Here is a 26,011-nt window from a genome sequence, read left to right as displayed (position 1 = left end):
ATGAGCAATGAAAAACTATGGATTTGTTATTTTTATCGGTATTTTACTCTTTTTATTTAACACCAATAACTTTGCACAGAATAGCCAAAACAATACTGAAAACAATAGTGAAAACAATAGTGAAAACAATAGCCCCTTATTAAAATATGTCCCCGTTGATAGTATTTTCTTTTCAGGTAATAGTGAGCGATTTAATCTGGATGATTTTCCCTTTTTTCAATTTAACCAAGCATCGAGCAATCCATTCAGCCAAGCGCTTAATCAGGATGCAAAAAATAATTTAGGATCGGGCTTAGCCTTTTTATCAGCGCTGTCAGACGATTTTGAGCATATTGCTGTAAAGGGAAATACTGCACTACAAACTCATTATGGTTTGGCAAAAAAGATGGCTTTGGCGCTATATAGTGTGAACCTTAACCCCGTACTGAAAATAACACTGGCTGATGAACAGGCTTTTTTAGCGGTGCTTACTCAGGCTGAAAAGAAATCAGGCTTACAACATCAGGAAGGCATGTTTGAGCAACAAAAATATTGGTTTTACTCTCTTGATAACAACTATCAAATTATCGTAGCCATTCAAGCGAGCGAAGACAAAGACGGCGATAAAATTGCCACTTTGGCATTGCTCAATCAGCACTCAACTGACTATCAAAAACAATTGATTTTTGGTTTACGTCAAGCAGAGCAATCAATCAAAGAAAAAGTGACGCAACTGGAAAAGAACAATGGATATATGCCTATATCCATTAGTTTTATTGATTTTGAGTTGCTCATCCAATCAATCTTTCCAACAAAAAACACCCCGGATACGAAAAACATTAATAACTCATGGGGTGATTTATTGGGTGAACCAAGCCCGCTTTTGGCCAGCTTGCAAAACTCAGAGTGTAAAGCAGATATATTAAAACTTGTGCAAGAAGTACCTCTTTTGGTTGGTGGTTATACACAGTATGAGCTGCAAGGGCAAAGCATGAAAATTCAGTTTGAAGCCTTGCTGGAATTAAAAAATAAAAATATAAAAATGGAGTTGAATCAATTTAGAGGTTTTATTCCAAGCTATGTGAGAGAGGGTGCAGAAGAGAATATTTTTGCTCTGGGTTTGGGGGTTAACCTCTCGCAAATCTCACCGTTTTTTGTTTATGTGACAAAAACAATCAGAGAAAGTGATTTTCAATGTGAGCCGCTTAAAGAATTACAAAAAAATACTGCCCAATTAAACCCTTTGACGCTTGCCATGTTTGCGGGTGTCTTAGACGGGGTGCATGGGCTGAGCTTTGCTATACAGAATTTTAAAGTCAATCGGACAAAAGCAGAGCAAAAAAATAATCGTGCTTTTGAGTTGTCATCTTTATTGACCTTATCCGCAGAAAATCCGCTAAAAGTCTGGCAGATGATGTCGGCCTTTGTACCTCAAATTGCTATGATTTCGCCTACAGCGTCAGCGCAAAAACTCAACCTACCTGAACTGAACAATTTGGGACTTGATGTATCGGTTGCCATTAAAGGACAGCATTTGGTTTTGTTTAGCAATAATGCCAAAAACGACGCCAAAAATAATATTAAGCAAGAGCGTATGATTAAGCAGCTTGCGATAGAAAAAATACATGCGAATGGTTTCTTTCAAGAGTCAATCAATTACACCCACCTAAATCATGCGATGAAAGAATTACGTTATTTGCTCAGCAATGCGGTTTCATTCTCAAACAATGGTCTATTGCAATCTCAAGCGCCAATGAGCGTAGAATCCTGTATTGATTTTGACGAAAGTATTGCGATGCTATCACGGTATTCAGGTTTTATTGATTACAAAAATGACTTCACTGAGCAGGGTTGGCTGCATTTTTTGACGGTTGATATGGAGTTTAAAGCTGCCAAACAAATGAATTATCAAATTCCTGGAAAATTTACCAGCTATCTATTGGCAGAGGGCTGTCAATGGAAAAAGGATGGACAAGATGAATTACTCGCAGATGGCAGTGGTCTATATCAAGCTTATTCTGATGATGAACAATGCTTTATTTTTGAAACCCGTTATCGTTGGACCCATGAGGCTGAACAATTAAAGGTACAATATCTCAGTGAACGTAGTCGTGCTGAAGGGCAATGTAACAATGAATTTACCGCCTGGTCAGTACCCAAAGCAGCCTATATTAATGACGTTTGCCTTTTAAGGCCAGAGGCTGAAGGTAATTATTCATGCTTGTATCAATGGGATGACGGGGTACTCAATAAGTCGCTAAATAAGCGTATGTGATTTGTATAGAGCCATGATGATTGTAGGATGTAGGGTGGGCACGCTTTTTGTGCCCACGCTGAAAGTGTGAACATAGGGTGGTCAGCGTGGGCAGATAAAGCCATACCCACCCGACATTGTGCCTTATGAAGAAGCCTTATGATAATGACTTTCAATATAATTGCTCACCACGGTTTGAAACTCTTCTGCAATATGAGCGCCTTTTAGGGTCACTGTCTTAACGCCATCTTCATAAACCGGTGCAACGGGTTTTTCACCATTGCCCGGTAAACTGATACCAATATTGGCATGTTTGCTCTCACCCGGGCCATTGACCACACAGCCCATAACGGCGACATTCAGTGCTTCAACGCCCGGATATTGATCACGCCACTTAGGCATCGAGTCTTTCAGATAATGTTGGATGTCTTTAGCCAGATGTTGAAAAGTTTCAGAACTGGTGCGTCCACAACCGGGGCAAGCGATCACTGTTGGAGTAAAGGTGCGCAGTTCCATGCCCTGTAATATTTCCTGAGCCACTTGTACTTCAGTCGTGCGTGATGCACCGGGTTCAGGGGTTAAAGAAATACGAATGGTATCACCAATCCCTTGTTGTAGGAGTATGGCTAATGCCGCAGTAGAGGAAACGATTCCCTTGCTACCCATGCCTGCTTCAGTTAAGCCCAGATGCAAGGCATAATCACAGCGTTGGCTTAAGTCCTGATAGACTTTGATCAGATCTTGAACACCTGACATCTTGCAGGATAAAACAATTTTATTTTTTGCCAGACCTTGCTGTTCAGCAAGGCGTGCGGAGTCAAGTGCTGAAGTAATCAAAGCATCATGCATGACTTCTGTCGGCTCTCTGGGCTCACTGAGATGATTATTTTCATCCATCATGCGTGCCATTAACTCTTGATCCAGGCTGCCCCAGTTGACACCGATTCTTACTGCCTTATCATTTTTTACGGCAATATCAATTAATTGGGCAAACTTATCATCGCGGGAATTGCCACGGCCAATATTGCCGGGATTAATGCGGTATTTTTCTAAGGCCTGTGCGCAGTCTGGATACTTGCTGAGTAGTTTATGACCATTGAAATGAAAATCACCGACAAGTGGTATGTTCAGCCCCATTTTTTCGAGTTGCGTACGGATTTTGGGCACGGCCTGAGCCGCTTCTTCGGTATTCACCGTGATGCGTACCAATTCCGAACCGGCCTTGGATAATTCAGCACATTGTTTGACCGTGGCAATAACGTCAGCAGTGTCAGTATTGGTCATAGACTGAACGACAATTGGGTGGTCACCGCCAATAGTGATGTTGCCTACTTTGACTGGGATGGTTGGTTTTTTCATGAGCTTAGGTTTTCTTTTTAGCCACTTTCTTCTTGGCGGCTTTTTTCTTCACAGCCTTCTTTTTAACCGCTTTCTTTTTCGCGGATTTTCTCTTTGGCTTGGGTAGTTCTATGTCCCATTTACCATCACGATAATGCGCTGTCCAACCGGTTGCCTTGCCATCTTTGTCTTCGGTCATGATGTATTGTTCTTTATTTTTGCGACTATAACGGATCATAGTCGGTCTGCCCTTATTGTCTTCAATAGGGGCTTCGCAAAAATACAGAAACTTAGGATCAAGTTCATCTTTGTGAGGTAATAGCTCACTGATCAAGGGTGCACGGGTTTCCCGTGAACGTGGAAAAGCACTGGAGGCCATAAAGACACCGGCAGCCCCGTCGCGGAAAACAAAATAGCCTTCTGATTTTTTACAGGGCAATTCCTTCATGTGGATAGGGTCAGCCTTTGGAGGTGCAGCTTCGCCATTGCGTAATAACTTGCGGGTATTCTTACACTCATCGTTAGTACAGCCAAAGTATTTACCGAAACGACCGGATTTAAGCTGCATATCGGTGCCGCATTTATCGCACTCAATAATGGGGCCGTCATAGCCCTTGATGCGAAACTGACCGGGCTCGACAATAAAACCATCACAATCGGGATTGTCACCGCAAATATGTAACTTGCGTTGCTCATCAATTAAATAGCTATCCATTGAAGTATCACACTTAGGACAACGCTTGCGATCAATCAGCGCCTTGGCTTCACTTTCTTCATCTTGTTCGGCATCAACGGCCTCATCACCTGAAATCAGATTCAAAGTACCCTTACAGCGTTCTTTTGGAGGCAAGCTATAACCGGAACAACCGAGGAAAACACCTGTTGAGCCGGTGCGTACCATCATGTCACGACCACACTCAGGACATGGGATGTCGGTGGGCGTGGGATCATTCGGACGCATGCCTTCTTCGCCATCGGAGTCGGCCTTGAGCAATTGCGCTTTAAAATCCTGATAAAAAGAATCTAATACGTCCTGCCAATATTTATTGCCCGAAGCGATTTCATCCAGTTTTTCTTCCATTTCAGAAGTGAAACTATAGGTCATCAGTTCATTAAAACTTTCACTCAAGCGTTCTGTGACCACCGCGCCAATTTTTTCAGCATAGAAACGTTTATTCTGGGTGGTGACATAGCCACGATCCTGAATGGTGGAAATAATGCTGGCATAGGTTGATGGTCGACCAATGCCACGTTTTTCTAATTCTTTCACCAGACTGGCTTCTGAAAAACGTGGTGGTGGCTTGGTAAAATGTTGCGAAGGCAATAATTCTTTTAATTTAAAGACTTCGCCTTCTTTGACCGCAGGCAAAATAACTTCTTCGGCTGACTTGGCAATGGCTTTCATGACCCGTGTCCAACCATCAAAAATAATGGTGCGACCTTTGAGTTTTAAGTCATAGTCGGCAGCACTGATGGTTAGGGTGGTATTTTCGTATTTTGCCGGAGTCATCTGACAAGCGAGGAACTGTCGCCAAATTAATTCATAAAGACGCTGTGCATCACGATCAACACCATTGATGTCAGTAGCACTCACAGTCACATCAGAAGGGCGTATGGCTTCGTGAGCCTCTTGTGCGCCTCCTTTACTGCTATAAACGATGGGTTTTTCAGGTAAATATTTTTTACCAAAGTTTGCCGCAATGTAATCGCGACCACTGGCCACTGCCTCAGCACTTAAATTAGTGGAATCAGTACGCATATAAGTGATGTAACCGGCTTCGTATAAACGCTGTGCCAGCATCATGGTCTTTTTCACCCCAAAGCCCATACGGGTACTGGCCGCCTGTTGCAATGTGGAAGTAATAAATGGTGCTCGAGGACGACTACTGGTGGCGCGAGTTTCACGTTTAGTCAGGACATAATCAGCCTGCTCTAAAACACTGAGAGCCTTATCGGTATCGGCTTTATTATCGGGACGAAATTCCTTGCCCTGATATTTAAGGACCTGGGCTTGTATATCGATTTTTTTTTCGCTGAGTAGATCGGCGTAGACTTCCCAATATTCTTCAGGATTAAAGGCATGAATTTCACGCTCACGCTCAACGACTAATTTAACGGCAACAGATTGTACTCTACCCGCAGAAAGGCCCCGGGCGACTTTTTTCCATAAGAGGGGAGACACCATATAGCCCACAACCCGATCCAGAAAACGACGGGTTTGCTGGGCGTTGACATGACTCATATTGAGTTCGCCAGGCTTGGAAAAGGCTTCTTGAATTGCCTTCTCAGTAATTTCATTAAACACTACCCGTTTAAAGATCGTGTCTTTATTGCCCAGGGTCTCTTGCAGATGCCAGGCAATGGCTTCTCCCTCGCGATCCAAATCGGTCGCGAGATAGATAGTTTCGGAGTTTCTGGCTAATTTTTTCAGGTCGGCGATGACTTTTTCTTTTCCCGGCATGGTCTCGTATTGAGGGTTCCAGCCATGTTCGGGGTCGATGCCCATGCGTTCAATTAAGGCGGTTTGGGCACGTGCTCGTTTGCGTTTTTCTCGTTCTTCGGGTTCTAACTTTCGCGATTGTGCCGCTAACTTCGCTCTTTCTTTCGGCGTCATGGCATTTTTACGAGTGCTACCGCTGGTGGGTAAATCACGAATATGTCCCACGCTGGACTTGACGACAAAGTCTTTGCCCAGATATTTATTTATCGTCTTAGCCTTAGCCGGAGACTCCACAATGACCAGTGATTTACCCATAATTTTTAATTTTCTATATTCTTTAATTTAAGTTAAATTGTAATTGTTCAGTATAATTCCCGTATCCGATTAAATAGCTTGTCTTTACAGAGGCGCTCGAGCACATTCCTGTGACGCTTTATGAAAACATCCTGTTTTCAAAACCCTGTAAAGACAAGCCATTCAACCGGACACTCTATGGATACGTTACAATAAGCTGAATTATGACGTGAAATTAACGTAATAATTCAGCAAAGCTCCCATGTGTTTTTTCTCAGCATCACGGGTAGAGACTTTAAATCAGTTGCTTGAATCCCTATTAAGGAATAATGCTTAGACACTTGTCTTGTCAAGTTTTCTAGGCAAAATATTTTGTAAATCGTCATTGGTTCTCTGTTTTGAACACTATCTGTATGACCATTTACAGACTAATTACTACCATCTTTTAACCAACAGGAATGCACTTTCTATGCAACATTCATTCTGGCATCAACGCTGGCAAGAGCAACGTATCGGCTTTCATCTTGATACCATTAATCCTTATTTATCAGAATATTGGCCTAAACTCGGCATTGCTAAAAAGAGCCGGGTGTTTGTGCCTTTATGTGGTAAAAGCCATGACCTGCATTTTTTCCATGAGCAGGGGCTTAGGGTGCTTGGTAATGAATTAAGCACCCTTGCGGTGCAAGATTTTTATACAGAACGACAGCTAAATGCAAGCAAAACAATCATTTCTAGTGAAAATAATATTTCTGAACAGCCGGAGCTGAGTCTCTGGGAGAGTGATGAAGTGGATATTTTATGTGGTGATTTCTTTGCGCTTAAAAAGGACTATCTGACTGATATTTCAGCAGTTTATGATCGCGCTGCCTTGGTGGCCTTACCAACGGAAATGCGGGAAAAATATGTGCAAAAGATGTTGGAAATATTGCCTGAAAAAGTCAGCATGTTACTTTTGACCCTGGATTATGACGAAACTGAGAAGCAGGGACCGCCTTTTTCGGTGCCTGAAGAGGAGGTACACCGGCTGTATGGGGCAGATTTTTCAATTGAATTATTAGCGATGAAGGATGTGGTGGCAGATGATCGCAGTCCTCGCTCGCAGAATATGAGTTATTTTAATGAGCGGGTATTTTTATTGCAAAGGTAATGGTGCTGCAAAGGTGATGGGCTTGATTTCATACTAATACTAACGTAACTCTAACCAAGCCTGTAATTCAGACAAAGAATGAATATTAAAAATCGATCCCGCATCATGAGCTTCACATTTAAAATCTAAATATTCAGCCAACGCAATCCGTTGCTCACAATCAACATTAATCAGTCCCCAAGGCGGAAAATCGGATGCCTCTATTTGTCCCAGCATGTGCCTGCGATCAGAATAAAAATAATCTAAATAAGATTGTGCCGGTATTTTTCTGACAGCAGGAATAAAACCCTCGGGTAATTTTTCCGGTGCGATCAGCGTCAATTGCAAATAGTCATGCAATGGCATCACAAAATCTAAGCGGGTATCAAAATCAAAAATATAAAATTCCTGAGCTATTTCGGCCATCAAAATGACATGATAATCCCAGATAACGGGCTGTCCCGGTTCTGCTGCTTGTTGATTCAGAAGGGCAATTTTTTGTTCTGAGTTGCTGAGAAATAGAACCCATAAATTATTTGTGGTTATACATTTGCTTGTGCTAAGTTCATTGTTACAATTGTCACTTAAAGTACGTAACAATTGCCAAATGTTTTCTTCACAAAACAAAGCAGTATAAAGATAGTCTGATTTGTTATACTCTTTAAGCAAATTTTTATGTAAAGTTTTCAAATTCGTTAATTTCAAGCGCGGAGTGATGGAGTCAGAATGACAAAAACCTATATTAAAGGTAAAGACGAGGCTTTGGAAGTCTCGATAGAGAAAATGCAGATGCAATTACAGAATCTGGGTTTTGATATCGAAGAAGCGCTTTGGCTGAATCCAGTGAGCAATATTTATTCTGTGAATATTCGTGATAAAAATTGCCCCTTATTATTTACCAATGGTAAGGGAAGTACGCACAATGCCTGCCTTGCCAGTGCGCTAGGGGAATTTTTCGAACGCTTGAATTGCAATTATTTCTTTGCCGATTTCTATCTAGGTCAGGAAATAGCTGAGTCGGACTTTGTTCATTACCCCGATGAAAAATGGTTTCCTTTGGATGATAAATTAATCCATGCGGAATTATTGAATGATAGTCTGTGGGCGCATTATGATCCCGATGGGGACGTCACTCCAGCACTCTTAGTTGATACCAATTCCGGTAATGCACAACGTGGCATTTGTGCCTTACCCTTTGTGCGTCAGCAAGATCAACAAAGCACCTGGTTTCCGATGAATATCATTGGCAATCTTTATGTCAGCAACGGTATGTCGGCAGGTAATAGTAAAATGGAAGCCCGCACCCAGGCTTTATCTGAGGTGTTTGAGCGCTATGTGAAAAATCGTATTATCTCCGAGTGTATCAGTCTGCCTTTGGTGCCGGACGAAATTATCAAAATGTACCCCAAATCCTATGATGCGATTGTAGAACTTCAAAGTGAGGGCTTTATCATTGAAGTGAAAGATGCCTCATTAGGTGGTTGTTATCCCGTGATGTCCGTAATGATGATGGAACCGGAGTCGGGTCGTTGTCTGGCTTCTTTTGGTGCGCATCCCAGCTTTGAAGTGGCTCTGGATCGCACCGTGACAGAATTACTTCAGGGACGTAGATTGGAGTCCTTAGACGGTTTTCAAACCCCTTGCTTCGATAATGAAGCGGTTGCTGATCCGGTGAATTTAGAAACGCATTTTATCGATTCCAGTGGTTTGATCAGTTATGATTTTTTCAAAACAGAAAAAGATTATGACTTTGTTTATTGGGATTTTGATAATAATACCGAATCCGAGTTTGAATTTTTAATGGCCATGTTGGAAAAAGAAAATAAGGATGTTTATATTGCTGATTATGAGCATCTCGGTGTTTATGGTTGCCGCATTATTGTGCCGGGCGTATCAGAAATCTATCCGGTTGAAGAACTGACATGGCAAAATAACAACGAAGGCATGAATTTACGTGAGCCTATTTTATCTTTGGGCACACTGGATAAAACCCAGGCCAGTGATTTATTACAAGCACTGGAAGAGAGTGATTATAGTGATCATACCGAGATCTGTAGTCTGATTGGTATCGCCCCCGATCCCCAAAGTGCCTGGGAAAGCCTGCGTGTGGGTGAACTCAAAGGGATGTTGGCGTTATACTGCGGAGACTATGAACAAGCGCTGGAATGGTCAGAATGGCTATTAGACTTAGAGCAATTGCCTATGCTCCGAGAAAAATTCTACCGTGCCTTGCTCGCCATGCTGGAAGTTGAACTGGCTGATGATAAACAGCCGGATATGTATCTTGATGGTCTCAATACCTTGTATGGTGAGGACACGATGGAGCGCTGTATCGCCCTGATTGATGGTCAGACAAGCTATGATGGTTTATTTGATGCAGGCATGACGCTACAGGGTTTCGAGCGTCACCAGAGCCTATTAGCAGCCTATGAAAAATTACAGGCAGCGAAGCGTGCTTTTTATAACTAGTGTCCATTCGTTTATTCTAGAATTATTTGATAATTGTGATCGTAGGGTGGGCACGCTTTTTGTGCCCACGCTGAAAGTGTGAATACAAGGTATTGAATCAGCGTGGGCAGATAAAGCCACGCCCACCCTACTATTTTCACAGAGAAACCATTAATACCCTAGTAATTTACTCAGTTATTATTTAAAATGCTGATAAAGTCACTAAATATTATTTTAAAGTTGAGACAACATGAAAGAAAATTTTGCCAATATTATTGCGGCAGTCGGTGAAGATCTGCAACGAGATGGTCTGAGAGATACCCCGGCACGTGCGGCAAAGGCCTTTGAATTTTTAACTCGAGGCTATAATCAGGATATTGATGAAGTCGTCAATGGGGCTATTTTTGAATCAGATAATGATGAAATGGTACTGGTCAAAGACATTGAAGTCTATTCGCTCTGTGAGCATCATTTATTGCCCTTTATTGGCCGTTGCCATGTGGCTTATTTGCCTCAGGGAAAAGTCATTGGGCTATCAAAGATTGCTCGTATCGTTGATATGTATGCGCGTCGTCTACAAATTCAAGAGAATATGACCAAGCAGATTGCCGAAACCATTATGCAGGTTACGGGTGCAAAAGGTGTGGGTGTGGTGCTCGAAGCCAAGCATTTATGCATGATGATGCGTGGCGTGGAAAAACAAAATTCCATGATGACCACTTCCATGATGCTTGGTGCCTTTCGTGAAGGACATGCGACGCGCTCTGAATTTTTACATTTAATACGCTAGGGACAAGTATCGAATGGCATCTGATTTAGGGGCTGAGTTGGCTAAAATTCATATTAAAAACCTGCGTTTAAGGACGTTTATTGGTTTTAATGAAGAAGAAAAAACCAAAAAACAGGACGTGATTGTTAATATTGTTTTACGCTATGATGCGCGTAAAGCCATGGTCAGTGATTCAGTCGATGATGCCTGCAATTATAAGGTATTGACGAAGGAAATTATTGCTTTGGTAGAAGAACGTTCGTTTGACTTGTTGGAAAAAATGGCCGGGGATATTATTGTTTTGATTGCCAAATCAGAAAAAGTGCTTTCAGCCAGTGTTGAAATTGATAAGCCCCATGCGTTGAGGTTTGCTGATTCAGTCTCAGTAGCGGTAGAATATCGGCGTTAATAGCTTCGATCAACCGAAAAGTTTGCTAGGCTAATCATCGCTTCTTTGTACTGTGAATCAGGAATCGTCTGCAATTGCTCAATTGCTAAATCAGCTTCTTTTCGGGCAATCTCACGGGTGTAATCTAAAGCCCCAGTGGTTTCAATCGTCTGCGTAATCGCCTCAATCTCATCCAGACCACCTTGCTCAATCGCTTCGCGAATAAGAGTAGCTTCAGTCGCCGAACCATGTGCCATGGCATAAATTAATGGCAGAGTGGGCTTACCTTCAGCCAAATCATCACCGACGTTTTTACCCATTTCTTCGCTGCTGGCGCTATAATCCAAGACATCATCAATCAGCTGAAATGCGGTACCAAGGTGCATACCGTAATTAGCCATCGCTTGCTCAATGGCATCATCCTGCTCCATGATCACAGCCCCTAGCTGACAGGCGGATTCAAACAACTTTGCTGTTTTAAAATGAATCACTTCAAGATAGCGAGCCTCGGTAGTCGATGCATCATTACAATTTAATAATTGCAGTACTTCGCCTTCCGCAATGGTATTGGTGGAATGGGATAAAATTTCCATCACCTTCATACTGCCCACGCCAACCATCATCTCAAAGGCTCTGGAATAGAGAAAATCCCCTACCAACACACTGGCGGCATTACCAAACAACTCATTGGCTGTGTCCTTGCCCCGGCGTAATTCAGACTCATCCACTACATCGTCATGTAAGAGAGTAGCAGTATGAATAAACTCAATAACAGCCGCTAGTGTAATGTCATGAGCGCTGTCGTTCGCTTTTAGAGCCGCTTTTTGTGAGGCAAAGGCATTGGCACTGAGCAAGACCAGAATCGGGCGCAGGCGCTTCCCGCCACTATTGATGATGTACTGGCTGATCTGGTTGATCAATACCACTTCAGAATACAGGCTGGTTTGGATTAGGCTGTTCACCTTGTCCATGTCGCCTTTAATGAGTGTGAAAACGTCTTCTATGGTCATTGGCTTTTAAAAATGGTTCATATTCTATAAGTGGTTTAAAAAAAAGGTTTAAAAATCAACCCAATCTGCTATCAACTGATTTACAATATCAGACCCAATTGGACTTATATTATTCAATCTAAGCGATTTAAACCCGTGATACTTGGGTTTAACTGAGGGATCGTAAGTTTCCCGTTGTATTGTGTCAAGCATTTCATGATGAAATTAGTTTTATTTTGTTTTTTTAGGAAAAAACAGGGTATAGCATTTGACAGTGATCATAAAAACAAGCTAAAATTGATCGTCTTGGATTCATGGTTTTTGTGTGTGCTGTTTTTTTGCTTAGTACAAGAGCCTTATTATTTACTTTGGTATGTTTGGAGTAAACGTATGTACGCGGTAATAAAAACTGGTGGTAAGCAGTATAAAGTAAGCGAAGGCCAGACGCTTAAAGTTGAGAAATTGAACGCAGAAGAAGGTGCTAGCATCGATCTGAATGAAGTTCTGATGATCGCTGATGGTGACGACATTAAAGTTGGCGCACCTTTCATTGATGGCGGCAAAGTGACAGCAACTATTGCTTCACATGGTCGTGGCAAGAAAATCATGATCGTCAAATTCAGACGTAGAAAGCATCATCGTAAGCAGATGGGTCACCGTCAGTCTTATACTGAGCTTAAAATTGAAAAGATTTCTGCATAATTTCTTAGTAAAGAAATTATCAGTATTATTTATTAAGTAGGGTAGAAAAATGGCACATAAGAAAGCTGGTGGTAGTACCAGAAACGGACGTGATTCGGTATCGAAACGTCTTGGTGTAAAAAAATTCGGTGGTGAAATAGTTGTTGGTGGAAATATTCTTATCCGTCAGCGTGGCACTAAGGTTCACCCAGGTTTGAACGTTGGTATTGGCAAAGACGACACTTTATTTGCTAAGGCTAATGGACGCGTTTTGTTTGAAACAAAAGGTCCTAAAAACCGTAAATTTGTTAGCGTCATCGCAGAGTAAATACTGCAATCGAGTTGAATCGCTAGTTCCTTTATCGAGAGAAATAGAATTCTAAAGCTTGATGAACTAACATAAAAAGGCTCTACCAGTCTCTGGTAGAGCCTTTTTGTTTTTTATTTGTTATATGAATAGGCTCAGGGCGAAAAAATGAAATTCGTTGATGAAACGACTATAAAAGTTGAATCCGGACAGGGTGGCAAGGGTATTGTCAGTTTTCGCCGTGAGAAATACATTCCATTCGGCGGTCCCGATGGGGGTGATGGCGGCGATGGTGGCTCGGTCTACCTACGTGCCAGCGAAGGCCTGAATACTCTGGCAGACTTTCGTATGGTGCGCTTTTATAAGGCAAAAAATGGTCAGGCAGGTCAGAGTAAAGAAAAAACCGGTCATGGCGGTGATGACTTATACGTTGATGTACCCGTAGGCACGAGTGTCATTGATATTGATACCGATGAAGTGTTGGGCGATTTAACTGATGCCGGCCAAATACTACTGGTTGCTCGTGGTGGTTTTCATGGCCTGGGTAATACGCGCTTCAAAAGTAGTGTCAACCGTGCGCCACGGCAATGCACCCTGGGTTCAGCGGCAGAGCGTCGTGAGTTGAAACTGGAATTAAAAGTATTAGCGGATGTCGGCTTGTTAGGCATGCCTAATGCGGGTAAATCGACTTTTATTCGTGCTATTTCTGAAGCCAAACCTAAAGTGGCCAATTATCCTTTCACAACGCTGATCCCCAATTTAGGTGTGGTCAGTGTGGTGCCACATCGTAGCTTTGTTGTCGCCGATATCCCCGGTGTGATTGAAGGAGCGGCGGAAGGTGCAGGCTTAGGTATTCGTTTCCTTAAACACGTGGCTCGTACGGGTTTATTACTGCATTTTGTGGATGTAATGCCTTATGATGGCTGTGATCCTGCCGATAGTTTCCGTGCCATTGAAAAAGAAATGGAAAAATTCAGTGAGGCCAGTGCCAGTGAGCGAGTCAATAAACTGGTTGATAAAGAACGCTGGTTGGTGATCAATAAAACTGATTTACTCAGTGATGATGAACGAGAAGAAAAATGTCAGGGCATTGTTGATGATTTAAACTGGCAAGGGCCGGTTTTTCAGATTTCAGCGATAAATAAACTGGGTACTCGGGAATTGTGTTTTGCTATCATGGATCATCTTGAAGCCCAGGTTGGCTTTAAGGGGAATTCTGATGGTGATATTATTGAAGAGGATTATGAACAAATTACGAGTGGGACGTATGATGTTGTTACGGGGAAGATAATTCCGTAAGTCGAGATAAAACAGTGAAAATAAAACAACGCCAACACTTACAAAAAACCAAACGTTGGGTCGTCAAGATCGGTAGTGCATTATTGACCAATGAAGGTAGTGGGCTGGATTATGAAGCCATTAAGCTTTGGGTCAAACAGATTGCCAATTTGATGGGTGCAGGCGAACAAAATACTGATCATGCCGTTGAAATCGTGCTGGTTTCATCCGGTGCAGTGGCCGAAGGGATGAAACGAATGGGCTGGAATGAACGTCCTGATTCGGTTTATAAGCTTCAGGCCGCAGCGGCAGTTGGTCAAATGGGTCTGGTTCAGGCTTATGAGTCACAATTTCAGAAACATAAACTGCATACGGCACAAATTCTACTGACCCATGACGACCTATCGAATCGAACCCGTTACTTAAATGCCCGTTCAGTATTATTAAAACTCATTACCTTGGGGATTGTCCCAGTAGTGAATGAAAATGATACCGTTGTGACCGATGAAATCCGTTTTGGTGATAATGATACCCTAGCGGCTTTGGTGGCCAATTTAATTGATGCTGACTTATTGGTGATTTTAACCGATCAGCAGGGTATGTTTGATAGTGATCCACGGCAGAATCCTCAGGCAAAATTATTGACCGAAGTTGAGGCGCTTGCTCCTGAACTCGATGATATGGCAGGTGACAGTAAAGGTGCTTTAGGTCGTGGTGGTATGGCAACAAAACTGCGTGCCGCTCGTTTGGCGGCGCGTTCAGGTGCAGCGACCATTATTGCCTCAGGCAAAGAAAACAACGTGCTGAGTCGGGTCTATCAGGGGGAGCCCATAGGTACTTTGTTACTGGCTAATGACACGCCTTTGCTGGCTCGAAAGCAATGGCTGGCAGGGCATTTGCAGATGAAAGGTGAGCTGGTGTTGGATGCCGGTGCGGCGACCGTTTTGAAAAATAAAGGTTCAAGCTTATTGGCTGTCGGGGTTAAATCCATCTCAGGTCATTTTTCCCGAGGCGATATGGTGGTTTGTCGGGATGAGAGTGGTCAGGAGATTGCCCGTGGTTTAATCAACTACAATAGCGATGAGGCGAGTCGTATCAAAGGCCATGCCACCAGTAAAATTGCTTCTATTTTGGGTTATGTGGATGAGCCAGAATTGATCCATCGGGATAACTTGATCGTTATTTAAAATAGTTATATAAATTTTTATTTAAGCAATGCCCTAAGCAAGATTGATAAAAAGTGCTGGAAAACGGCAGCAATTCTCGCTGAGATGAACAATTGAGTTGTAGTGGTACTTACCAAGCAGAAATAAAAAAACTTTTCGCAGTAACTTTAGCAAAATTAAAAAAATCGAATAAAAAGCTTGCATTTTGAGAAACAAGAGATCAAACTCTTGTTTTTCAATTGGTTGAATGACTTCATGTTAAAAAATATTTCCCTTTTATATGCTTGGTACTGTGAATTTTGGCCTCTTTAAGTCAGCAAAAAAAACATTTAAGTTTTTCTGCCCTGAAACAGGCCATCTCATTGCACTTTCATGCAATCAAAGATAGCCGAGTACAAGGAAAGTGTGATTACAGTCAACATGATGTGCTTATGAGTGCTTTTGCCTGCATGTATTTTCAAGATCCCTCTTTAAGTGAATTTCAGAAACAGATGGAAGAGGAACAGAATCAAAATAATTTACGCACTCTTTTTAATGTTGAAAAATTCCTAAAAATAGTCAACTAAGAGACATTTTGGATCTCATACCCTCTAAAACATTTGCACCTGCATTTAAAGATTTATTTGAACGACTCAGACGACATAAGCATCTTGAAGAGTATGCCATATTACCCAACACATTGCTTTGTGTTATTGATGGCACGCAATATTATTCCTCTAAGCAAATCCATTGTGACTGTTGTCTTCATAAAGAACATAGAACGGGTGAAATAACCTACAGTCATGTTGTTTTACAAGGTGCCATTATGCACCCCGATAAAAAACAAGTGCTCCCTGTCATGCCTGAAGCAATACAAAATACGGATGGTACAAAAAACAGGATTGTGAAAGTAATGCAGCCAAACGTTTTATAGCCAATCTAAAAAAGCACATCCAAGACAAGGATTTATGATTTGTGGTGATGGTTTGATGTCACATCAACCTATGATAGAAGATATAATTGAAGAAATGATGCATTATTTATTGGTTGCCAAACCTGGTGATCACACATATTTATTTGAATGGCTTGAAGCATTTTCTGAACTCCCATCAATGGACTGGATTGACGAAAAAGGGCACCAACATCATTATCGATGGAAAAATAATGTCCCTTTACATGGCGAAAAAAATGCCATTGAAGTTAACTTTTTTGAATATACCCTCACCAATACCGCAGGGAAAATTATCTACCGAAATAGCTGGGTCACCGACATAAAGATCAGTGAACATAATATTCAAACAATGACCCAGGCGGGTCGATGTCGTTGGAAAATAGAAAACGAATGTTTCAACACATTAAAGAACCAAGGCTATCACATTGAGCATAATTATGGTCATGGGAAGAAGCACCTGAGCTTTAATATGTATCTGTTAACCTTGCTGGCTTTTTATTTCCATCAAATTTTTGAATTAACCGATGGGGCTTATCAAGCTTGTCGTAAAAAGTTTGGCTCTAAAAAATTAATGTGGGAAAAGTTCAGAGGGGTTATTACCTTTTTTGTGATGGACTCCTGGGAACATTTAATGGATTTTTTATTGTACAGAGACGATTATGAGGAGATGAGACCTGTAAAAATAAGAAAACAAACCTATTTTAGGGAAAATGCGTCGATTAAACGCAGCATCTCCCGTGCCTGCTATTTAGAAAGAAAGAACAAAAAAAATTTTAAAAAGCATCAGGCAAACAAAAAATGCTGTTTTCAGCTTAATTCATAAGAATAAGTTACTTCACCGAGTTTTGCTGGGAAAACGGTCTAAAACTTGATCTTTTTCTCATAATGTCGGATAATCGCCTGCTTTCAAAATTAGCCTTAAGATAAACAGAAAAATTCAGGAGTAAGACCATTGGCCAGTTCACCACAAGCTAAAAAACGTGCACGTCAGGCAATTAAACGTCGTACCAGAAACGTTGCAAAACGTTCCGAGTTCCGTACAGTATTAAAAACAGCTACCTATGCAATTGACGCTGGTGAAAAAGAGACAGCTGCAAGCGCATTGAAATCAGCGATACCTATCATTGATGCCATGGTGAGTAAGGGTCTTATTCATAAAAATAAGGCCGCTCGTCATAAGAGCCGTCTAAGCGCTAGAGTTAAAGCGCTTGGCTAAGCTTTTCGCTGCTCTTACTACGAGCGTGAAGTCTTAAGGCTAAATACTACGAAAGCCGGTCTCAATGAGTCCGGCTTTTTTTGTTTATGAATATCTATTTTGGGTGACAGCTCAAACCCACTTTACAAATCAAAGGTAGGATGTGGTGAGGAACGAACCGCATCAAAGATGTTTGCTTAATACCATTGATGCGGTTCGTTCCTCACCACATCCTACAAATGTAAATATAGGCTCTTCAAGCTAAATGCTGGCATTATGCAGACAGTTAGAAGAATAAAAGGTAGCAAGAAAATTGTTTAAATCCACTCTCATTGTCAGTGCGATGACACTGCTGTCCAGAATCCTCGGCTTTGTGCGAGATGTGGTCTTTGCTCGTGAATTTGCTGCATCTGCAGGTATGGATGCCTTTCTTATTGCCTTTAAAATTCCTAATTTTATGCGTCGTTTATTTGCCGAAGGGGCATTTAATCAGGCATTTGTACCAACGCTAGGTGAATACAAAGAGGCTCAGGATAAGGCTGCGGTTAAAGATTTAATTCAGCATGTGTCGGGCACTTTGGGTGGCATACTCTTTCTTTTTACTGTGTTTGGTGTCATTGCTGCGCCGATTGTCATTATGGTTTTTGCACCCGGTTATCTGGATCAGGCCAATCAGACGCAATATGAACTGACGGTCAATTTATTACGCTTTACCTTTCCCTACATTTTATTTATTTCTCTGGTGGCTTTTGCCGGAGGCATTTTAAATACCTATGAGCAATTTGCGGTACCGTCTTTTACGCCGGTCATTCTTAATTTAGTCTTGATTTCAGCAACCTTCTGGATTGTACCGCTTATGGCTGAACCGGTAATGGGCCTGGCTATCGGGGTGTTTTTAGCAGGTTTATTACAATTGCTCTTTCAACTGCCCTTTATTGCCCGCATGGGCTTTTTAAGTTGGCCGAAGTGGAATTGGCGACATGCCGGGGTTAAAAAAATTCTAAAGCTGATGGTGCCCGCTCTTTTTGGGGCTTCTGTGATGCAAATTAATTTATTACTCGATACCATTATTGCTTCTATGTTGGCGACGGGGAGTATTTCCTGGTTGTATTATTCTGATCGTCTCATGGAATTTCCTTTAGGTATTTTGGGTGTTGCTTTGGCAACGGTGATCCTACCGAGTTTATCAAAGCAACATGTTAAAGACTCCAGAGAAGAATTCTCGGCCACGCTGGATAAGGCGATCCGTTGGGTGATTTATCTGGGCGTACCATCGGCAGTGGGCTTATTTATGCTTGCTGCACCCATTATTGCCACTTTATTTGGCAGTGATAAATTCCTTCAGAACGATATAGAAATGTCAGCCATGAGTCTGATGGCCTATAGTGTGGGCTTGGTGGGCTTTATTTTAGTCAAAGTCCTATTACCGGGCTTTTATTCACGTCAGGACACCAAAACGCCGGTTAAAATTGGCATTAAAGCCTTAGTGATCAATATGCTGTTTAATATTGCTATCGTCCTTCCTTGGTTTTTACTTGATTATCCGGGTGCGCATGCTGGTCTAGCGATTGCGACATCCATTTCTGCCTTTAGTAATGCCTTTTTATTATACCGTTGGTTACGCAAGCATGAGGTCTATTGGCCATCCAAAGGCTGGCCCAAGGTTTGGTTGCAAGTCGCTGTTGCCAATGGGGTGATGTTAGCCGTTTTATGGCAGACTCAGCATGACTTGGAACAATGGTTAAATTGGTCAGGTACTGAGCGTATCGGGCAGTTATTATTGGCCATTGGACTGGCAATAGGGGCTTATTTTGTCTGCTTGTTTGCTCTGGGTGTGCGAAAACGAAATTTTTTCCCCGCGAAATAAAAACATCTCTACTCTAAGCTTTCAAATTGTTGTAAAATCCTAGGTTTTATTGAGAGAAAGCAATGGAAATAATTCGTGGCTTACATAATTTAAGCCAGCAAGAAAATGGCTGTGTCGCTACGATTGGTAATTTTGATGGTGTGCATAGTGGGCATCAGCATATATTGGCGCAATTGTGTGACAAAGCGCGGGCAAATAATTTGCCGGCAATTGTGATCACCTTTGAACCACAGCCACAGGAATTTTTTGCGCCCAAACTTTCTGTACCTAAACCTTCTGTACCTAAACCTTCTGTACCTAAACAAAGTCCCGCACGTTTAACACGTTTTCGAGACAAGGCTGAAGTCATTGCGGATTGTGGCATTGATAAATTACTGGTGATTCATTTCAATCAGTCTTTTTCTCAATTAAGTGCGCCGGAGTTTGTGCAACAAGTACTGGTTGATAAGCTGGGTGTAAAATACTTGCAAGTGGGCGATGATTTCCAGTTTGGTAAGGATCGTTGTGGAAATTTTAAGACCCTATTAGAAAGTGGCAAAGACTTTGGCTTTATAGTTGAAAGTACCGCAACATTTTCTCTTGCCGGTGAACGGGTCAGTAGTACCCGTATTCGTCAAGCGCTTGAAGCGGGTGATATGGAATTGACTCAGAGCTTGCTGAAACGGCCTTATTGGATGTCGGGTCACATTCAGCATGGCGCCAAGCGGGGGAGAACCATTGGTTTCCCTACGGCTAATGTGCCCTTACATCGAGCAACACCTGCGGTGTCGGGCGTGTTTGCCGTTCGACTTTGGGGACGTGATTTAGGTGTGTGCAAGAATACCATTAAACACAGCCCTGACTCAGATAAGCAAGGCATGGATGGTATAGCAAACATTGGTTATCGGCCAACGGTTGATGGCCTAAAAGGTTTATTAGAAGTGCATTTATTTGATTATGATGGCGATTTATATGGCAAATTAGTTCATGTGGATTTTTTACACAAAATTCGCGATGAAAAAAAATTCGACTCGTTTGATTTGTTAAAAGAGCAAATTTTAAATGATGTGGTTGAGGCTAAACGCTATTTTTCAAAGTAAAGCCTGTAAAGACAGACGGTTCAACCTGATACTCTATGGTGTGTTGTAATGAATTGAATCACTATAATTTAAATGTTTATAAAGTAAATAGTAAAAATTTCAGCAAAAAAGCTTAAAAAGTGAGAAGCAAGTGAGCAAGCAGAATATCTACAAAGAGACCCTGAATTTACCTAAGACTAAGTTCCCCATGAAGGCCAATCTGGCACAGCGGGAACCTGGTATGTTGGCACAATGGGAAACAAACGGTGTGTACCAGAAGTTGCGTGAAATCGCGGCGGGTCGGCCTAAATTTATTCTGCATGATGGCCCTCCTTATGCCAATGGCAATATTCATATTGGCCATGCGGTCAATAAAATCTTGAAAGATATTATTATCAAATCTCAGACCTTGGGTGGCTATGATGCACCCTATATTCCCGGTTGGGATTGTCATGGCCTACCCATCGAGCTCAATGTTGAGAAAAAAATGGGCAAGCCGGGCGTTAAAGTGGATGCCAAAACCTTCCGCAATGGTTGTCGTGACTATGCTAAAAAGCAAGTGGCAGGCCAGAAAGAAGATTTTAAACGTCTGGGCGTGATGGGTGATTGGGATAATCCTTATCTGACCATGGACTTTAACTTTGAAGCCAATATTATCCGAACCCTGGGTAAAATTATCGACAAAGGACACTTACACAAGGGCTCTAAGCCGGTTCACTGGTGTACTAGTTGTGCTTCTGCCTTAGCAGAAGCCGAAGTGGAATATGAAGATAAAAATTCACCTGCGATAGATGTGCGTTTTCAGGTGTTAGACAAATCAGCAGTGCTAGAGAAGTTTGCTGCCAGTGATGACTCTGACATGGCTATCAGTGCCGTGATCTGGACCACGACACCCTGGACCTTACCCGCTAACCAAGCAGTTGCATTACATGCTGAATTTGACTATGTGCTAGTGAAGTCAGAAGTCGGGATATTAATTCTGGCAGAAGATTTGTATGAACGAGCCATGAAGCGCTATGGCGTTGAAGACTACGAAGTACTAGGGCGTTGTAAGGGTGCTGATTTAGAAATGCAGTTATTGCAACATCCTTTTTATGATCGTCAAGTACCTATTATTCTCGGCGAGCATGTGACCGCTGATTCAGGTACGGGTGCAGTGCATACTGCGCCGGGTCATGGTCAGGAAGATTATATTGTGGGTCTGAAATATGACCTGGAAGTGGATAATCCTGTCGGTCCCAATGGTTGTTTCGTCACCGGGACAGAATTATTTGAAGGTCAGCATATCTTTAAAGCTAACCCGCTGGTGCTGGAAGTTTTGCGGGAAAAAGGCGCATTGCTGAATCATTATGAGTTATTGCATAGCTATCCTCATTGCTGGCGACATAAAACCCCGATCATTTTTCGTGCGACACCACAATGGTTTATCAGCATGGATCAAAGCGGCTTGCGTGGTTTGGCGATTGATGCCGCGAGAAAAACCACCTGGCTACCGGATTGGGGCAAGGCACGCATTGAAGGCATGATGGAAAATCGTCCGGACTGGTGTATCTCCCGTCAGCGTACCTGGGGTGTGCCGATTGCGGTTTTTGTTCATAACGAAACGCAGGCATTACACCCTGATACCCCGAAATTGATCGAAACCATTGCTCAGCGCGTCGCCGAAAAGGGTATTGATGACTGGTTTGATTTAGATGCAGCAGAACTGATTGGCGATGATGCCAAAGACTATAGTAAAGTTACTGATACCCTGGATGTCTGGTTTGACTCCGGTGTGACTCATGCTTGTGTGATCAATGAGCGAGAAGAACTGCAATTTCCAGCGGACTTGTATCTGGAAGGCTCGGATCAGCATCGTGGCTGGTTTCAGTCGTCCTTGCTAACTTCGGTGGCCGTGAACGATGTCGCACCCTATAAAGAAGTGCTGACGCATGGCTTTGTAGTGGATGCACAGGGCAAAAAAATGTCCAAGTCCAAGGGCAATGTCGTGGCTCCACAAAAAATCATGAAAACCTTAGGTGCAGATATTCTACGCCTATGGGTATCATCAACGGATTATACCGGTGAAATCACCGTGTCTGATGAGATTTTAAAACGTACCGCGGATGCCTATCGCCGTATTCGTAATACCGCCCGTTTTATGCTGGCAAATCTGGATGGTTTTGAGCCAGAAAAAAATAGCTTAAGTACAGAACAAATGTTACCACTGGATCGTTGGATTATGGTGACAGCAGAAGAGTTACAGCAGGAAATTATTGGTGCGTACGAGCAATATGACTTTCATATTGTCTACCAAAAAGTCCATAACTTCTGTGCTATGGACTTAGGCGCATTTTATCTGGATGTGATTAAAGATCGTCAATACACCACACAAGAAGACAGCGTGGCGCGACGTTCGGCACAAACTGCTTTATATCACATTATTGAAGCCATGACCCGTTGGATAGCGCCAATTTTGACCTTTACGGCAGAAGAATTATGGCCATTTGTCCCCGGTGAACATACCGATTCAGTATTCTTTGAAACCTGGTATGCATTCCCTGCGCAGACAAAAGAGGCTATGGATAATACCTTCTGGCAGCAAGTGCTCAGTGTGCGCGTTGCCTGTAGTAAAGAAATGGAAAAATTGCGGGTAGACAAAACCATTGGTTCTTCACTGGATGCAGAGGTTGACCTGTATTGTGATGATGCATTGCTTAAAGTGTTAGCGCAATTAGACAATGAATTGCGTTTTGTCCTGATTACTTCGGCGGTGCGCTTACATCCCTTGGCAGATAAGCCTGCTGATGCGGTTGAGATTGAAGATGTTGCCGGTCTGGCACTCAACGTTAAGGCCTCAGGGCATGAGAAATGTGTGCGTTGCTGGCATCACCTTGAAGATGTTGGTAGCCATAGCGAACATCCGGAATTATGTGGTCGCTGTGTGGATAATGTCTCCGGTGACGGCGAAGTACGTCGTTATGCATAAGTGCGTCGTTATACATAAGCTTAGACGAGTGATTGCCGGATGTTAAAGTGGTTATGGCTGACCTTATTGGTTGTGATCCTGGATCTAGGCACTAAGGCACTGGCGAGTCAAAATTTTGAGCTGTATGAAACGTTGACCGTTATTCCGGGTTGGTTTAATTTGACCTTGGCGCATAACCCCGGTGCAGCCTTTAGTTTTCTAGCGGAAGAGTCTGGCTGGCAGCGCTGGTTTTTTGCCATCATAGCCTTTGTGGTCAGTGTAGTGATTTTGCTCTGGCTGAAACGCTTGCAAGATCATGAGCGCTGGGTGGCTATTTCACTGGCGCTGGTATTAGGCGGTGCCTTAGGTAATTTGTGGGACCGACTGACTCTGGGCTATGTAGTCGATTTTCTGGATTTTTATTACCAGGCCAATCCTCAAAGCCCTGCCAAACATTGGCCGGCATTTAATGTGGCTGATATGGCGATCAGTGTGGGGGCATTTATGCTGATCATTGATGCCATTTTTTCTAAAGATGAGCCAAAAGAAGAGCCAAAAGAAGAGCCAAAAGAAGAGCCAAAAGAAGAGCCAAAAGAAGAGCCAAAAGAAGAGCCAAAAGAAGAGCCAAAAGAAGAGCCAAAAGAAGAGCCAAAAGAAGAGCCAAAAGAAGAGCCAAAAAACACCCCCCATTAATTAATTCTCCTATTTAATCCCTTTCTTTTAAAATAAAGGTCTGACATTGACAAATTCGACAAATTCAACATCTGAAAAAAAAATAACCGCTGATAGCACAGTAACGATGCATTTCAGCCTTACTCTGGCTGATGGTTCAGCCGTTGATGGCACCCAAGATGGTGAGCCGATGACCTTTACTATGGGTGATGGTTCTATGATCGCCGCCTTAGAAGAAGTGCTAATGGATTTAACGGTAGGCGACAAGCAACAGGTCAGTCTTGACCCGCGTGATACCTTTGGTTTTCCCGATGAAGCCAATAAGCATTGGATGGAGAGAGCTGAGTTTGATCTAGATGTTGAGCTTGAAGAAGGCTTGCTGGTTGAGTTTGGCACCCCATCAGGTGAACAAATTCCCGGTATTTTGATGGAGATAAAAGAAGATAAAGTGCTAGTGGATTTTAATCATCCATTGGCCGGTCATGAAGTGGTTTTTGCTGTTGAGGTTGTGGCTGTAAAGTAAATCATGGGCATAAAAAAAGGATATTATTACTTCAATAATATCCTTTTTCTAAAGTAATGGCATCCTGCCAAAAAAAATGAGTTCCCTCTAAAATTCCCGCAATTCAAGTCCATTTTCAAGTTTTAATAAAATTATATCATTTCACGATACTACGAAAGCAAACCTCCCTGGCTTACTATTCTTATTTCAAGCATCTTAACCTGTTGCAGTATGCTCCTTGCTTAATCTGTCCTGTTCCTTCAGGCTCTTTTCAAGCTGATAAAGAGTATAATCTTATGTGTGGTATTACACAGCAAGAAACATCTGATAGAATTGTAAGAATTTTCTGATTCAAATGTCGGAAAGTGCTTACAGAAATGAGTACAGAAAAAGATAGTCATAATAAAGGAAAAAAAATGTCTGCTAAAGAGATGCAATTAAAATTAGCCAATCCGCGAGGATTTTGTGCCGGTGTTGATCGTGCTATTGAAATTGTTGATCGTGCCCTGACGCTATTTGGTGCGCCTATTTATGTGCGCCATGAAGTTGTTCATAACCGAGCTGTTGTTGAATCCTTAAAAAACCGGGGTGCTATTTTTGTCGAAGAGTTGAAGGATGTGCCCGATGGTACGATTGTTATTTTCAGTGCCCATGGTGTGTCTAAAGCGGTAAAAAAAGAAGCAGAGAGTCGAGATGTGAAAGTGTTTGATGCGACCTGCCCATTAGTCACCAAAGTACATCTGGAAGTGTCGAGGTTTAGTCAGTCAGGTACAGAGTGTATTCTTATTGGCCATACAGGTCACCCCGAAGTAGAGGGTACTATGGGGCAGTATGACGATAAGCAGGGCGGAGGAATTTATTTAGTTGAAACGCCTGCTGATGTTATGCATTTAGCGGTGCAAAATCCGGATAAATTGGCTTATGTGAGCCAAACAACACTGTCCATGGATGATACCTCGGAGGTGATTAATGCTCTGAAAGAACGTTACCCTAAAATTGCCGGGCCAAAGAAGAATGATATTTGCTATGCCACACAAAGCCGTCAAGATGCAGTAAAAACTTTATCACAAAGTTCAGATTTGGTCTTAGTTGTAGGCTCGCCCAATAGTTCAAATTCAAATCGCTTGCGTGAAGTGGCAGAAAAACAGGGCGCTAGAGCCTATTTGATTGATTCTGCTGATGAAATTCAAACTCAATGGCTAGTGGATGGAGCTAAAATTGGTGTAACAGCAGGAGCCTCAGCACCAGAATATTTGGTAGAAGAAGTGGTTGATTTTCTAAAAAAACAAGGAGTTGAAGCCGATAGTGTTGAGATAGGAGAAAAAGAAACGGTTGTTTTTTCTTTGCCCAAAGAATTACAGAATATTTAATCATGGAAG

The 26,011-nt window shown here is 42.3% G+C and carries 21 protein-coding genes and 2 pseudogenes; 19 read left to right on the top strand and 4 right to left on the bottom strand.

Annotated elements, in window-relative coordinates; translation table 11 throughout:
* Positions 1–7 precede the first annotated feature (7 nt).
* On the top strand, positions 8–2,254 hold the full coding sequence (locus JEU79_RS01535) for a hypothetical protein (protein WP_198262682.1): 2,247 nt from the start codon (positions 8–10) through the stop codon (positions 2,252–2,254).
* Positions 2,255–2,377: 123 nt separating this feature from the next.
* Here JEU79_RS01535 and ispG read toward each other — a convergent pair whose 3' ends face one another.
* Together ispG and topA are read right to left on the bottom strand one after the other, a co-directional pair.
* Complete coding sequence (gene ispG / locus JEU79_RS01530; protein WP_198262681.1) at positions 2,378–3,592, bottom strand: flavodoxin-dependent (E)-4-hydroxy-3-methylbut-2-enyl-diphosphate synthase; 1,215 nt, start codon at positions 3,590–3,592, stop codon at positions 2,378–2,380.
* Between the two features lie 121 nt (positions 3,593–3,713).
* Positions 3,714–6,326: pseudogene (gene topA / locus JEU79_RS01525) on the bottom strand (type I DNA topoisomerase); the annotation flags it as partial.
* 448 nt (positions 6,327–6,774) lie between these two features.
* Between topA and JEU79_RS01520 the strand changes: the two are divergent.
* Positions 6,775–7,455: a thiopurine S-methyltransferase gene (locus JEU79_RS01520; protein WP_214660469.1), complete on the top strand. Its 681-nt coding sequence runs from the start codon at positions 6,775–6,777 to the stop codon at positions 7,453–7,455.
* Between the two features lie 39 nt (positions 7,456–7,494).
* Here JEU79_RS01520 and JEU79_RS01515 read toward each other — a convergent pair whose 3' ends face one another.
* On the bottom strand, positions 7,495–8,124 hold the full coding sequence (locus JEU79_RS01515) for a protein N-terminal glutamine amidohydrolase (protein ID WP_198262678.1): 630 nt from the start codon (positions 8,122–8,124) through the stop codon (positions 7,495–7,497).
* A 36-nt stretch (positions 8,125–8,160) separates the two neighbouring features.
* Here JEU79_RS01515 and ycaO point away from each other — a divergent pair, with 36 nt between their 5' ends.
* The 3 genes from ycaO to folX all read left to right on the top strand — a co-directional run bounded on the left by ycaO (position 8,161) and on the right by folX (position 11,060).
* Positions 8,161–9,903, top strand: a complete 1,743-nt coding sequence (gene ycaO, locus JEU79_RS01510) for a 30S ribosomal protein S12 methylthiotransferase accessory factor YcaO (protein ID WP_198262677.1) — start codon at positions 8,161–8,163, stop codon at positions 9,901–9,903.
* A 229-nt stretch (positions 9,904–10,132) separates the two neighbouring features.
* Positions 10,133–10,672, top strand: coding sequence for a GTP cyclohydrolase I FolE (gene folE / locus JEU79_RS01505; protein WP_198262676.1), 540 nt, complete (start codon positions 10,133–10,135; stop codon positions 10,670–10,672).
* Between the two features lie 13 nt (positions 10,673–10,685).
* Complete coding sequence (gene folX / locus JEU79_RS01500; protein WP_198262675.1) at positions 10,686–11,060, top strand: dihydroneopterin triphosphate 2'-epimerase; 375 nt, start codon at positions 10,686–10,688, stop codon at positions 11,058–11,060.
* On the opposite strand, the gene ispB is transcribed toward folX, so the two are convergent.
* On the bottom strand, positions 11,057–12,049 hold the full coding sequence (gene ispB, locus JEU79_RS01495) for an octaprenyl diphosphate synthase (RefSeq protein ID WP_198262674.1): 993 nt from the start codon (positions 12,047–12,049) through the stop codon (positions 11,057–11,059). The two genes, folX and ispB, sit on opposite strands and share 4 nt — an antisense overlap.
* 369 nt (positions 12,050–12,418) lie before the next feature.
* Here ispB and rplU point away from each other — a divergent pair, with 369 nt between their 5' ends.
* The 14 genes and pseudogenes from rplU to ispH all read left to right on the top strand — a co-directional run bounded on the left by rplU (position 12,419) and on the right by ispH (position 26,002).
* Positions 12,419–12,730: a 50S ribosomal protein L21 gene (gene rplU, locus JEU79_RS01490; protein WP_198265804.1), complete on the top strand. Its 312-nt coding sequence runs from the start codon at positions 12,419–12,421 to the stop codon at positions 12,728–12,730.
* Between the two features lie 49 nt (positions 12,731–12,779).
* Positions 12,780–13,037, top strand: coding sequence for a 50S ribosomal protein L27 (rpmA, locus tag JEU79_RS01485; RefSeq protein WP_198262673.1), 258 nt, complete (start codon positions 12,780–12,782; stop codon positions 13,035–13,037).
* A gap of 147 nt (positions 13,038–13,184) precedes the next feature.
* Complete coding sequence (gene cgtA, locus JEU79_RS01480; RefSeq protein WP_198262672.1) at positions 13,185–14,315, top strand: Obg family GTPase CgtA; 1,131 nt, start codon at positions 13,185–13,187, stop codon at positions 14,313–14,315.
* A gap of 20 nt (positions 14,316–14,335) precedes the next feature.
* Entirely contained in the window at positions 14,336–15,481 is a 1,146-nt protein-coding gene (gene proB, locus JEU79_RS01475; protein ID WP_198265803.1) for a glutamate 5-kinase, read from the top strand.
* A 278-nt stretch (positions 15,482–15,759) separates the two neighbouring features.
* Complete coding sequence (locus JEU79_RS01470; RefSeq protein WP_198262671.1) at positions 15,760–16,026, top strand: hypothetical protein; 267 nt, start codon at positions 15,760–15,762, stop codon at positions 16,024–16,026.
* A gap of 8 nt (positions 16,027–16,034) precedes the next feature.
* Positions 16,035–16,373 (top strand): hypothetical protein, encoded by a 339-nt coding sequence (locus JEU79_RS01465; RefSeq protein WP_198262670.1) that lies wholly within the window; start codon positions 16,035–16,037, stop codon positions 16,371–16,373.
* Positions 16,374–16,407: 34 nt separating this feature from the next.
* A complete protein-coding gene (locus JEU79_RS01460; RefSeq protein ID WP_198262669.1) occupies positions 16,408–17,214 on the top strand; it encodes a hypothetical protein in 807 nt (268 codons plus the stop codon).
* A gap of 129 nt (positions 17,215–17,343) precedes the next feature.
* Positions 17,344–17,607, top strand: coding sequence for a 30S ribosomal protein S20 (gene rpsT, locus JEU79_RS01455; protein WP_198262668.1), 264 nt, complete (start codon positions 17,344–17,346; stop codon positions 17,605–17,607).
* A gap of 292 nt (positions 17,608–17,899) precedes the next feature.
* A complete protein-coding gene (murJ, locus tag JEU79_RS01450) occupies positions 17,900–19,453 on the top strand; it encodes a murein biosynthesis integral membrane protein MurJ (RefSeq protein ID WP_281400812.1) in 1,554 nt (517 codons plus the stop codon).
* A 62-nt stretch (positions 19,454–19,515) separates the two neighbouring features.
* The gene (ribF, locus tag JEU79_RS01445) at positions 19,516–20,532 is read left to right on the top strand and encodes a bifunctional riboflavin kinase/FAD synthetase (RefSeq protein ID WP_198262667.1); all 1,017 of its coding nucleotides are present in this window, start codon (positions 19,516–19,518) and stop codon (positions 20,530–20,532) included.
* A 187-nt stretch (positions 20,533–20,719) separates the two neighbouring features.
* Positions 20,720–23,479: an isoleucine--tRNA ligase gene (ileS, locus tag JEU79_RS01440; protein ID WP_214660654.1), complete on the top strand. Its 2,760-nt coding sequence runs from the start codon at positions 20,720–20,722 to the stop codon at positions 23,477–23,479.
* A gap of 39 nt (positions 23,480–23,518) precedes the next feature.
* Positions 23,519–23,992 (top strand): annotated as a pseudogene (lspA, locus tag JEU79_RS01435) (signal peptidase II); the annotation flags it as partial.
* 205 nt (positions 23,993–24,197) lie between these two features.
* Complete coding sequence (locus JEU79_RS01430; RefSeq protein WP_198262665.1) at positions 24,198–24,653, top strand: FKBP-type peptidyl-prolyl cis-trans isomerase; 456 nt, start codon at positions 24,198–24,200, stop codon at positions 24,651–24,653.
* 410 nt (positions 24,654–25,063) lie between these two features.
* On the top strand, positions 25,064–26,002 hold the full coding sequence (gene ispH / locus JEU79_RS01425) for a 4-hydroxy-3-methylbut-2-enyl diphosphate reductase (RefSeq protein ID WP_198265800.1): 939 nt from the start codon (positions 25,064–25,066) through the stop codon (positions 26,000–26,002).
* Positions 26,003–26,011 lie beyond the last annotated feature (9 nt).

It is taken from the genome of sulfur-oxidizing endosymbiont of Gigantopelta aegis, assembly GCF_016097415.1.
In the GTDB taxonomy this organism is placed as follows: domain Bacteria; phylum Pseudomonadota; class Gammaproteobacteria; order GRL18; family GRL18; genus GRL18.
Note: the sequence above shows the minus strand (reverse complement) of the source record. Positions and strands in the feature narration are given on the sequence as shown.